The organism is Loktanella sp. DJP18, assembly GCF_049310965.1.
GTDB lineage: Bacteria > Pseudomonadota > Alphaproteobacteria > Rhodobacterales > Rhodobacteraceae > Loktanella.
Map to the genome: position 1 here is coordinate 1 of NZ_JBMERN010000122.1, position 11,486 is coordinate 11,486.

Consider the following 11,486-nt stretch of genomic DNA (forward strand, 5'->3'; position numbering starts at 1 on the left):
TGTGATTCATACAAGTAATCTGCCAATCAAACTGTTGAGATGAGAGGAATTTGAAATGATCAACATTAAGAACGCTATTGCAGCCGGGGTCGCGTCGATCGCCGTCATGGGCGGGGCAACTGCCGCGTCTGCTGCGACGCTTGCCTACGCGCAAACGGCGACGACGCTGTCGGGTGGTTCTTTCACCGACACAGCCTGCAACACGGGCAGCCGCTCGGATCTTTGCAACGTGCTCGGCGCGCCGGATGGCGATTTCGTGGGCGGGATCGGCAACGGCTTCTTCTCGATGAAGAATACGGATCAGGTTGTCCTGACCTTCGGCACGAGCTTTGCCGGATCGATCTACATCTACGAAGTCACCGGCGGCAACGTGAACAACAACGTTGAAGGTTTGAACTTCACGTTGATCGCACAGGACTTTGGCGGCAACCAGGTCGCTGGCGTGTTCAACAACATGGGCACGAAGGTCAGCGGCACCACTGCACGCTACGAGATCGAATTCGCTTCGACCGGCGGTCCGTTCACGTCGCTGATCGTGCAGGACAACTCTGGCACAGCCGATGGCTTCGACCTTGACGCCATTGCCGTCAGTGCTGTTCCCGTTCCTGCTGCTGGCCTGCTGCTTCTTGGTGCGCTGGGTGGTCTTGGTGCCATGCGCCGCCGGAAAGCCCAGAAAGCCTGATTGGCTCTATCGATATGAAGAAAGGCGGCTCTTTGAGCCGCCTTTTTTGTTTTGGCTTGCCGTGCCGTGTCGTTGGCGGTGCCGTCAAAGCCCCAGTTTTGCCGCGACCAACGCGTTGACCGCCGCCGGGTTCGCCTTGCCGCCGGTCGCCTTCATCACCTGACCGACGAACCAGCCGGCAAGCTTCGGGTTCGCCTTGGCCTTTTCGACCTGCGCGGGGTTGGCGGCGATGATCTCGTTCACCGCAGCCTCGATCGCGCCGGTGTCGGTCACTTGCTCCAGACCTTCGGTCGCCACGATTTCTTCCGGGTCGCGACCTTGGGTATAGGCAATGTCGAACACGTCCTTGGCGATCTTGCCACTGATCGTCTCGGCCTTGATCAGGGCCACGATCTGCGCAAGGCGCGCGGCGGGGATCGGGTTGTCACCGATATCCCGGTCGTCCTTCTTCAGACGCCCGAACAGTTCGTTGATGACCCAGTTCGCCGCCAGCTTGCCATCACCGCCGCCCTTGGCCACATCCTCGAAATATGCCGCGTTGGCCACGTCAGCCGTCAGCACGGAGGCGTCGTAGTCCGCGAGGCCAAAGTCCGCGATGAATCGGGCCTTCTTCGCGTCGGGCAGCTCCGGCAGGTTTGCCGCGATATCGTCTACCCAGGCCTGTTCGATCTCCAACGGTAGCAAGTCGGGATCAGGGAAGTAGCGGTAGTCGTGCGCCTCTTCCTTGGACCGCATGCTGCGGGTTTCGTTCTTGTCCGGGTCATAGAGGCGCGTCTCCTGCGTGACCGCGCCACCATCCTCGATGATCGCGATCTGGCGGCGGGCCTCGACCTCGATCGCCATCTGGATGAACCGCATGGAGTTCATGTTCTTGATCTCGCACCGGGTGCCGAGGTGGCTGAAATCCTGGCTTTCCTGATAGCGTTCGTAATCGCCCGGGCGGCAGACAGAGACGTTCACGTCGGCGCGCAGGTTGCCGTTCTGCATGTTGCCGTCGCAGGTGCCGAGGTAGCGCATGATCTGGCGCAGCTTGGCGACATAGGCCGCCGCTTCCTCCGGTCCGCGAATGTCGGGGCGAGACACGATCTCCATCAGGGCGACGCCGGTGCGGTTCAGGTCGACGAAGCTCATGGTCGGGTCCATGTCGTGAATCGATTTGCCCGCGTCCTGCTCCAGATGGATGCGTTCGATGCGGACGGTGCGGGCCGTCCCGTCGCCCAGTTCGACCAGCACTTCGCCTTCGCCCACGATGGGGTGATAAAGCTGCGAAATCTGATAGCCCTGCGGCAGGTCGGGGTAGAAGTAGTTCTTGCGGTCGAAGGCCGACATCAGGTTGATCTGCGCCTTCAGTCCCAGCCCGGTGCGGACCGCCTGCGCCACGCAGGCCTCGTTGATGACGGGCAGCATGCCGGGCATGCCTGCGTCGACAAAGGCGACGTTGCTGTTGGGCTCAGCCCCGAACAGGGTGGACGCGCCAGAGAACAGCTTGGCCTTTGTGGCGACCTGTGCGTGGACTTCCAGACCAATGACCAGTTCCCAGTCGTGCTTGGCCCCCGCGATGACCTTCGGGGCTGGCGTGGCGTAGTCGAGATCGAGCATGGCGGTCCTCATCAGCTGCTGCGTCCTTCTAGGCCAGCCCTTGGCATGGAACAAGTGCCAGGGGGTGCCCGTTGAGGCGGCGAAACGCAGCGAACCCCTTAAAGGAGAGCACAGATGACTGCCATCACCGAAAGCAAGATCCTGATCATGGCCACCAACGGCTTTGAGGAATCCGAACTGACTACCCCGCTGAACAAACTGCGCGACGCGGGTGCCACCGTGCATGTCGCCACCCTGGACGGCGACAAGATCAAGGGCTGGGATCAGGACCACTGGTCCATCGACGTGCCCGGCGACCTGAAGATCGCCGACGTGAAGGTCGAGGACTACGACGCCATCGTCCTGCCCGGCGGCCAAATCAACCCTGACCTGCTGCGCGTCGAAGAGGATGCCATCAAGGTCATCAAGGACTTTGTCCGGCACGGCAAGATCGTCGCTGCCATCTGCCACGCGCCGTGGCTGTTGATCGAGGCGGGTGTCGTCGAAGGTCGCGAAATGACCTCCTACCCGTCGATCCGCACCGATCTGAAGAATGCCGGTGCGCAAGTGGTGGACAAGGCCGTGGCAATCTCGAACGGGATCATCACCAGCCGCAATCCCGACGATCTGGACGCCTTCGTCGACAAGATCATCGAGGAAGTCCGTGAAGGCGATCACAAGCGCAACGCCGCCTGATCGATGCCCGTGCACAGCACAGGCGCGTCGTCCCCGGGCGGCGCGCCTTGCCATGTCCGGTGATGCCGTAAGCATAAAGAGGCCGATATGCCAGCCGGCAACTTGATCGACCCCACGTGACTAGGGCAGGTTATCGGTCATGCGCCTGAAAGCCATCATTCTGGGGGGAGTGATTTCGGGTCTGCTGGCGACGTCCGTCGCCGCCGATCTGCCATTTCGTCCCCTTGCGCGTGAAGACGCGGCAGCTGCCCGTGTGGCGGCAGAGGCGGCGCGCCTTACCTCATTTCGTCCGACGGCGCGACCTGCCTACATGATCCGGGATCCCGCGCAGGTCATTCAAGGCGCGCCATCGGTACGTCCGCAGGTTCGCCCGACCTTTGTTCCGCAGACCCGTTGGGGCAAGGGCGGCGAGGCCAAGGCCTGGACGAGGGCAGCGATGTCGGCGGTCGCGGCACAGGGACTCGATTCGGTCGTGCCGCGCGACATCGAAACCTGGTGTCCGGCCTATGCGGAAAACAGTCCGACGCTGCGCCGGGCGTTCTGGGTCGGCATGATGTCGGCGCTGTCCAAGCATGAAAGCACCTATGACCCCAGTGCCGTCGGCGGTGGGGGTTTGTGGTATGGCCTGTTACAAATCCTGCCTGCGACCGCGCGCGGTTATGGCTGCCGGGCCACGACGGGCGATGCGCTGAAGAACGCCGTCGATAATCTGTCCTGTGCCGCGCGCATCATGGGCCGCACTGTCAAACGCGACCGCGCCGTGGCGCTGCATGACGGACGCTGGCGCGGTGTCGCGGCGGACTGGGGTCCGATGAGCAATCGCGCCAAGATCGAGGAAATGTCGTCCTGGACTCGCAGCCAGGACTACTGCGTCGTGCAAGAGCATCCGCGCCCCGTCCTGCGACCCGCCACGTTGATGGCGGGCGTTCCGCAGGTCAGGGTTTCAACAATGGGCGCCGCGTCATCCGAATGATGTTGACAGCGGGCGCATCGACCCCGCCCAAGGCCAGCGTCGCCTTCTTCAGCATCTCGATCCCCTCTTCCGAAGATTTCGGCAGGGCAGAGGCCTGAATCGGCTCTCCGACCGTGATGCGATAAGGCTGGCGGTCCTTGTTCAACGTCTCGTGGAACAGGGTCACGTCGCGCAGCGTCGGGTGAATCATGTCGAACAGATAGAACAGCGCCGAGTTACGTGCCTGAACGTTGATCGGAATAACTGGCAGGTCGAACTTGCGCGCCAGCATCGCGGCAGAGGCCATCCAGGGCCGCTCATGCAGCTTGAAACCGCGCCGCTTGGCAAGACGACCAGAGGGGAAAATGACGCCCAGGCGCCCCGCCTCGGTCGCCTCGCGCACATAATCCAGCGTGTTGCGGGTTTTTTCGCGGGTGCGCTTGTCCATCCGCCATTCGACGGGGCAGATCATGTCGCCCATCTGCGGCATGACCCGCAGAATGTCGGAGTTCGCGAAGAAATAAAGGTCGGGGCGAGTGCGGGCGATCAGGTGGTGCAGGATGATGCCGTCGGCGATCCCCGTGGGATGGTTCGCCACCACAAGAGCAGGCCCGTGCAGCGGCAGGTTCGACAGCCCCGTTACTTCGACATGCCGGGCCAGCCTGTCGCCCATCGTCTGCATGATGTGGGCGGACGGCGCGTCGCGCAGCCCCTTCGCGATGTCCACTGTCTTGTCGTAGGCGAGCGCGAGATGCATGAGTCCCCGGATATAACGCATCCCGGGCCAGGACCGGTACATCCACGGCGCACGTTCGACGATCAGTGGATCAATGCGGTCTTTCATGTGCTCTCAATGCCCCGGAATGGGTAACGGTTCCATGACGTTTACGCCTTCTTAACGCATTGGCCAAGCCGGTCAGGTCAGAAGCCGAGAGACCATCTCCGCCGTGTCGCCGGACAGGCCGGGCGTGTCCCTGATGCGCGCAAGCTGCGCGCGCATCGCGGCCTGACGCACGGAATCCCAACGCTGCAGGCTGTCAAAGGCCGAAACCATGCGGGCCGTCGTCTGCGGATTGACCGGGTCGAGGCGGATCAGCCAGTCCGCAACGAAGGCATATCCCGCCCCGTTGGGTCGGTGGAATCCCGCCTGATTGCCGGTCAGCGCCCCGATCACGCTGCGGAACCGATTCGGGTTCTTCCAGTCGAAGTCGGCGTGGCGGGCAAGCCGAGTCGCGATCTCGACGGCCTGCGCGCGGTCCGCGGCGGCGATCTGGATGGCGAACCACTTGTTCATTACCAGCCGGTCATGATGCCATTGATCGTAAAACACCTCCGCGGCCGCCTCTCCTTGGCCGAAGGTCAGCAGGATGCCGAGGGCGGCGATCTGCTGGGTCATGTTGTCGGCGGTATCGAACTGTGCCTTTGCCGCCGTGCCGTCGTCCAGCCACGTCAGCAGACCAAGCAGGGCATTGGACAAGGCGCGCTTGCCGGCCTGTGCGGCGTCGGGGGCAAAGGGGGCATCGATGCGCTGGGCCGCTTGCAGATCGGGCAGGATGTCGGCCAACGCCTGTGCCAACTGGCGCAGGGCATCACGACGGACGCGGTGGATGTGCTGGGGGTCCGGCGTTTCGCCTGCTTCGGCGAGGGCGATCGCCAGGTCAGCCTCGCTTGGCAGGGCAACCATCAGTGCCTGCATGGCGGGGGACAGGTCGCGATCGAGCAGCACCGCGCGCAGACCGTCGACGTAGCCCGCATCGAGCGGGCCACCATCGGCCCGGATCAGATCCAGCAACACATCGCGCGCCAGGCTGCGCCCGGCGTCCCAGCGATTGAAGGGATCGGTATCGTGGGTCAGCAGAAAGGCGCGTTCGCCGTCCGGCGGAGTGCGGTCCACGATCACCGGGGCCGAAAAGCCCCGCAGGATCGACGGGACCGGGCGGGCGTCCAGACCGTTGAAGGTGAAGGTCTGGGTCGCTTCGGTCAACTCCACCAGGGTCGTGGGCACGATCTCTGCACCGCTGTGGTCCAGCAGGCCCACGGCGACGGGAATATGCAGCGGTCGCTTGTCCGGCTGCCCGGGCGTCGATGGCGTTTCCTGTCTGATCACAAGGCTGTATGTGGCGTTCTTGAAGTCATCACTGACCGTCAGACGGGGTGTGCCAGCCTGTTCATACCACCGTTTGAACTGAGATAGATCGCGGCCCGTGGCGTCGGTGAAACAGGTCAACCAATCCTCGATCGTCGCGGCCTGACCGTCATGCCGGTCGAAATAATGGTCCAGCGCCGCATGGTAACCGACATCGCCCACAAGGCGTTTCAGCATCCCCACCAACTCCGCGCCCTTTTCATAGACCGTCACGGTATAGAAATTGTTGATCTCGACGAAGCTTTCGGGTCGGACGGGATGTGCCAGCGGCCCCGCGTCCTCTTGAAACTGGCGATTGCGCATGACCAGCGCATCCTCGATCCTCTTGACCGCGTGGCCGTGCAGGTATCCCGTAAATTGCTGATCGCGAAAGACGGTAAGACCTTCCTTGAGGCACAGCTGAAACCAGTCGCGACAGGTGATCCGGTTGCCGGTCCAGTTGTGGAAATACTCGTGGGCGATGATCGCCTCGATCCGTTGAAAGTCGGTGTCGGTGGATGTCGCCTGGTTGGCCAGAACCGCGCTGGAGTTGAAGATGTTCAACCCCTTGTTCTCCATCGCGCCCATATTGAAGTCATCGACCGCGACGATGTTGAAAACATCCAAGTCATAGGCGCGGCCATAGACCTGCTCGTCCCATGTCATCGCCCGTTTCAACGCGGCCATGCCGAATGCGCATTTGTCCAGATCGGGGGCGCGCACCCAGAGGTTCAGGGCCACATCGCGGCCATCCATCGTGGTGAAGCTGTCGCTGTGTGCGACCAGATCGCCGGCCACCAATGCAAACAGATAGGCCGGTTTGGGCCAGGGATCGTGCCATTCTGCCCAGCCCGCGCCCTGCGCCACGGGATTGCCGTTCGACAGCAGGACCGGCAGGTCGCTTTCGATGCGGACGGAAAAGACGCCCATGACGTCGGGCCGGTCGGGATAGTAGGTGATCTTGCGGAAACCCTCCGCCTCGCACTGGGTGCAGTACATGCCGTTCGACATGTAAAGTCCTTCCAGCGCCGTATTTTGCGCCGGTGCAATCTCAACCTCGGCCTCCCACACGAAGGGTCTGTCAGGTACATCGCAGGTCAGCCCCTGAGCCGTGATCGTGGGTGAAACCGCAACCCCGTCGATGCGGGCGTCGATCAACTCGAGATCCTCGCCGTGCAGCATGAAGGGTTGCTGCGGGGCATCGGGATCAGGACGAAAGGCGATGCGCGCCAGGACGCGCGTAGCGTCCGGCGAAAGGCGAAATGTGAGTGCAACACTTTCCACCAGCCAGCGCGGAGCCATATAGTCCGACAGATGAACTGTTTGTGCGGTGTCTTTCATGGGGAAACCTTGTTGGGGTGCTGTGTGTTGAAGTCACGGTAATGAGGTGCACGCAGCACCACAAGCGACGGCCCTGACCGAAAGAATTGGAGAACACGATGTCCGCACCGAAAACCGATGTTGAAAAGCAGGAGAAACAGCACCGCGGCCCCCTGCGGGGTATGGCCGGCGTTGTCGGTTTTGCCCTGTTCCTGCTGGTCATCCTTGTGATCTGGATCAGCTTCAACGGGAATGAGCCTGAAGGTGCCGAAACGCAGATCGACGGCCGCACCGGGATCGAAGAACCTGCGGCGATCGAGTGATCCATGCCGCGGATGCGCAGGAAGGCGGACTTGCCGACCAAGATCTGCGCGGTCTGCGGCAGACCATTTACCTGGCGCAAGGCGTGGGCCAAGGTCTGGGACGAGGTCCGCTATTGCTCTGACCGCTGCCGCGCCGCAAAAGGCGGCGCAAAGCCTCGCTGAACTGGTCATAATTTCTGACCAGAACTAGACAGTCGCGCAGCGATAAGCTAGCACTCCCGCGACAAGTCAGGAGGGTCGAGAGATGGCAGAGCGGATCAACAAGGCGGGATTGCAGGTTGCACCCGTATTGGCGAACTTCATCGAGGATCAGGCGCTGCCTGGCACGGGCGTCAGCGCCGAGGCATTCTGGACCGGTTTTGCCGATCTCGTGGAAACCTTTGGGCCGCGCGGGCGCGAACTGTTGGCCAAGCGCGAGGACCTTCAGGCCCGCATCGACGGCTGGCACCGGGATCACCGGGGGCAGGACACCTCGGATGCCGACTATCAGGCTTTCCTGCGCGAAATCGGATACCTGGTCCCGGACGGCCCGGATTTCGCCATTCAGACCGCCAGCGTCGATCCCGAGATTGCAAAAGTTCCCGGCCCGCAGCTTGTCGTACCGATCATGAACGCCCGCTTTGCGCTGAATGCCGCGAATGCGCGATGGGGCAGCCTGTATGACGCGCTTTACGGCACCGACGCGCTGGGCGACCTGCCGCAGGGCAAGGGCTATGATGCCGACCGGGGTGCCCGTGCCATTGCCTGGGGGCGCACCCATCTGGACAAGGTGGCCCCCCTGGCGCACGGGTCCTGGGCCGACGTCGACAGGTTGAGCGTCGATGACGGCATGCTGTCGCCGCAGCTGGCCGATCAAGGGCAATTCGCGGGCTACATGGGTGCCGGCGATGCGCTGACGATCCTGTTGCGCGTCAACGGCTTGCTGATCGAGATTGAGGTCGATCCGAAATCGGACATCGGCGCGCAGGACCGCGCGGGGATCAGCGACATCCGTCTTGAATCCGCCATATCGACGATCATGGACTGCGAGGATTCCGTCGCGGCCGTCGACGCCGACGACAAGGTGCTGGCCTATGCCAACTGGCTGGGCCTGATGCGCGGCGACCTCGAGGAATCCGTCACCAAGGGCGGTCAGACCTTTACCCGCGCGCTGCACGGCGACCGCAATTTCACTACACCCGAAGGCCACGACATGACGGTCAAGGGTCGGTCGCTGATGCTGATCCGCAACGTCGGCCACCTGATGACCAACCCCGCCGTGCTGGACCGTGAGGGCCGCGAGGTTGGAGAAGGTCTGCTGGACGCCATCTGCACCGTGATGATCGCGATGCACGACCTTCGGAAAACCTCCGGCATCCGCAATTCCGTGGCGGGGTCCGTCTATGTGGTGAAGCCCAAGATGCATGGCCCCGAGGAAGTCGCCTTCGCCGAAGACATCTTTACCGCCGTGGAAAAGGTGCTGGGATTGCCTGCCAACACGGTCAAGCTGGGCATCATGGACGAAGAACGCCGCACCTCTGCGAACCTGCGGGAATGTATCCGCGCCGCGCAGCACCGGGTCGCGTTCATCAATACGGGGTTCCTTGACCGGACGGGGGACGAGATCCACACCAGCATCGAAGCCGGGCCGATGATCCCGAAAGGCGAGATGAAGAATGCCGCCTGGATCAAGGCCTATGAGGATCGCAACGTCGATATCGGGCTGGCCTGCGGGTTGCAGGGCAGGGCGCAGATCGGCAAGGGCATGTGGGCCATGCCGGACCTGATGGAAAGGATGCTGGCCGAAAAGACCAACCATCCGAATGCAGGTGCGAACTGCGCTTGGGTGCCGTCACCGACCGCCGCCACCCTGCACGCCACGCATTACCACCAGATCGACGTTCTGGCGCGGCAGGCAGAGCTGAAGCAGGCCGGCCCGCGCGGCACACTGGACGATCTGCTGACGATCCCCGTCGCCCGAGGTCAGAACTGGTCCGAGGATCAGATCACCGCAGAGCTTGAGAACAACGCGCAGGGCATCCTCGGTTATGTCGTGCGCTGGGTCGATCAGGGTGTCGGCTGTTCCAAGGTGCCCGACATCCACGACGTGCAGCTGATGGAGGACCGGGCGACCTGCCGGATTTCCTCTCAGGCCTTGGCGAACTGGCTGCTGCACGGCGTGATGTCCGAGGATCGCATGATGGAGGTCATGCAGAAGATGGCCGCCGTGGTGGATCAGCAGAACGCCGGTGACGCAGCCTATGTGCCGATGGCGCCCGCCTTCGACGGACCGGCATTCAAGGCGGCCTGCGATCTCGTCTTCAAGGGGCGCACGCAGCCGTCGGGCTATACCGAACCGCTGCTGCACGCCTACCGCGCCAAAGCCAAAGCCACCTGAGAGGAAGACCATGACCGAGATCACCGCCGCACAGGCCCGCACGATCATAGACGCCGCGACCGCCAAGGGCGAAGAGACGGGCTTCAAGCCGCTCTCCGTCGTCGTGCTGGATGCGGGCGGCCATGTGAAGGCCTTTGCCCGCGCCGACGGGGCCGCCCCCGGTCGCTTCGGCATCGCCCACGGCAAGGCCTACGGGGCCGTCATGCTGGGGATGCCCGGCAGCGCCCAGATGGCGCGGGCCGAGGCGCAGCCCTACTTCATGGCCGCCGTGAACGGCGTCTATGGCGGGCAGGTCGTGCCGGTGCCGGGCGGCGTGCTGGTCAAGGCGGATGGTGTCGTGATCGGTGCCGTCGGCGTCACCGGCGACACCTCGGACAACGATGTCGTGGCCGCGATGGCGGGCCTTGCCGCCGCCGGGTTGGAGGGCGAGGCCTGAGCTGCCGAAAAACCCGGCAGGCGGGTCGTGTTTCAGAAAATCTTGACGGAAACTGTGGCAGGATCGCAGCCGGTGCCCCTGCGCAGGTGCGCTGTGCAGGGCTGAACCTAGGCAATCCGAGGCAAATGGGTTAATCAGGCACCATTCCCGCAGGAAGGAACCTGATCCTTGTCCCGTCCCGTCATCGGCATCATCGGCAACAGCCACCTGATCAACGACAGCTACTACGTGCAGGCCGCCGGCGACATGAACATGGCCGCCGTGCGCGACGTGTGCTGCGGATTGCCCGTCATCATCCCGGCCGATCCCGCGATGGTCTCGGTGGATGATCTGATCTGCGCCTGCGACGGCATCATCCTGCCCGGCGGTCGCCCCAATGTGCATCCGGAGGAATATGGCGAGGCCGAGACCGAGGCGCATGGTGCCTTCGACCGCAACCGCGACCGTCTTGCCCTGCCGCTGATCCGCGCCTGCGTGGACGCAGGCCTGCCGATCCTGGGCATCTGTCGCGGTTTTCAAGAGATGAACGTGGCCTTTGGCGGGTCGCTGCATCCGGAGATCCGCGATCTGCCCGGCCGCGACAACCACCGCATGCCCCCCGACGGCACGATCGAAGAGAAATTCGCGATGCGCCACACCATCACCTTTACAGAAGGCGGCGTGTTCCACCGCCTGATGGGTTCGCGCGAGGTCTTGACGAATTCGCTGCACGGGCAGGGGATCAAGGTCGCGGGCGACCGCATCGTGATCGACGGCACGGCGCCCGACAGCACGCCAGAGGCGATCCACATCGAAGGTGCCCCCGGCTTTGCGCTCGGCGTGCAATGGCACCCGGAATACAACGCGGGCATGGACATGGTTTCTCGCCCGTTGTTCGCAGCCTTCGGGCAAGCGGCGGCGGCGTGGGCGCAGGGCAAGCGCCTACCTGCGCGCAAGATCGCCTGAAGCCGGGACTGCGGCCTCGCCGGCGCACTGAATTTTTTCCGCTTCTCGACGT

The 11,486-nt window shown here is 63.3% G+C and carries 11 protein-coding genes; 8 read left to right on the forward strand and 3 right to left on the reverse strand.

The annotated features are described in order from the left end of the window. Positions 1–55 precede the first annotated feature (55 nt). The gene (locus ACOI1H_RS20820; protein ID WP_422439872.1) at positions 56–682 is read left to right on the forward strand and encodes a VPLPA-CTERM sorting domain-containing protein; all 627 of its coding nucleotides are present in this window, start codon (positions 56–58) and stop codon (positions 680–682) included. 84 nt (positions 683–766) lie between these two features. On the opposite strand, the gene gatB is transcribed toward ACOI1H_RS20820, so the two are convergent. Continuing rightward, complete coding sequence (gene gatB / locus ACOI1H_RS20825) at positions 767–2,281, reverse strand: Asp-tRNA(Asn)/Glu-tRNA(Gln) amidotransferase subunit GatB (protein WP_422439886.1); 1,515 nt, start codon at positions 2,279–2,281, stop codon at positions 767–769. Between the two features lie 114 nt (positions 2,282–2,395). Here gatB and ACOI1H_RS20830 point away from each other — a divergent pair, with 114 nt between their 5' ends. Then, positions 2,396–2,956 (forward strand): type 1 glutamine amidotransferase domain-containing protein, encoded by a 561-nt coding sequence (locus ACOI1H_RS20830; RefSeq protein ID WP_422439874.1) that lies wholly within the window; start codon positions 2,396–2,398, stop codon positions 2,954–2,956. Between the two features lie 139 nt (positions 2,957–3,095). Further along, positions 3,096–3,929, forward strand: a complete 834-nt coding sequence (locus ACOI1H_RS20835) for a transglycosylase SLT domain-containing protein (protein WP_422439875.1) — start codon at positions 3,096–3,098, stop codon at positions 3,927–3,929. Here ACOI1H_RS20835 and ACOI1H_RS20840 read toward each other — a convergent pair. Beyond that, positions 3,892–4,752 (reverse strand): 1-acyl-sn-glycerol-3-phosphate acyltransferase, encoded by an 861-nt coding sequence (locus ACOI1H_RS20840; protein ID WP_422439876.1) that lies wholly within the window; start codon positions 4,750–4,752, stop codon positions 3,892–3,894. The genes ACOI1H_RS20835 and ACOI1H_RS20840 overlap by 38 nt on opposite strands. A 72-nt stretch (positions 4,753–4,824) precedes the next feature. Beyond that, positions 4,825–7,374 (reverse strand): aminopeptidase N, encoded by a 2,550-nt coding sequence (gene pepN / locus ACOI1H_RS20845; protein ID WP_422439877.1) that lies wholly within the window; start codon positions 7,372–7,374, stop codon positions 4,825–4,827. 98 nt (positions 7,375–7,472) lie between these two features. Between pepN and ACOI1H_RS20850 the strand changes: the two genes are divergently transcribed. From ACOI1H_RS20850 to ACOI1H_RS20870, 5 genes are all read left to right on the forward strand, one after another. Beyond that, entirely contained in the window at positions 7,473–7,676 is a 204-nt protein-coding gene (locus ACOI1H_RS20850) for a hypothetical protein (RefSeq protein WP_422439878.1), read from the forward strand. A gap of 3 nt (positions 7,677–7,679) precedes the next feature. After that, positions 7,680–7,838, forward strand: a complete 159-nt coding sequence (locus ACOI1H_RS20855; RefSeq protein WP_422439879.1) for a DUF2256 domain-containing protein — start codon at positions 7,680–7,682, stop codon at positions 7,836–7,838. An 82-nt stretch (positions 7,839–7,920) separates the two neighbouring features. Beyond that, complete coding sequence (locus ACOI1H_RS20860; RefSeq protein ID WP_422439880.1) at positions 7,921–10,053, forward strand: malate synthase G; 2,133 nt, start codon at positions 7,921–7,923, stop codon at positions 10,051–10,053. 10 nt (positions 10,054–10,063) lie between these two features. Then, complete coding sequence (locus ACOI1H_RS20865; RefSeq protein ID WP_422439882.1) at positions 10,064–10,489, forward strand: GlcG/HbpS family heme-binding protein; 426 nt, start codon at positions 10,064–10,066, stop codon at positions 10,487–10,489. A 168-nt stretch (positions 10,490–10,657) separates the two neighbouring features. Continuing rightward, positions 10,658–11,434 (forward strand): gamma-glutamyl-gamma-aminobutyrate hydrolase family protein, encoded by a 777-nt coding sequence (locus tag ACOI1H_RS20870; RefSeq protein WP_422439884.1) that lies wholly within the window; start codon positions 10,658–10,660, stop codon positions 11,432–11,434. Positions 11,435–11,486 lie beyond the last annotated feature (52 nt).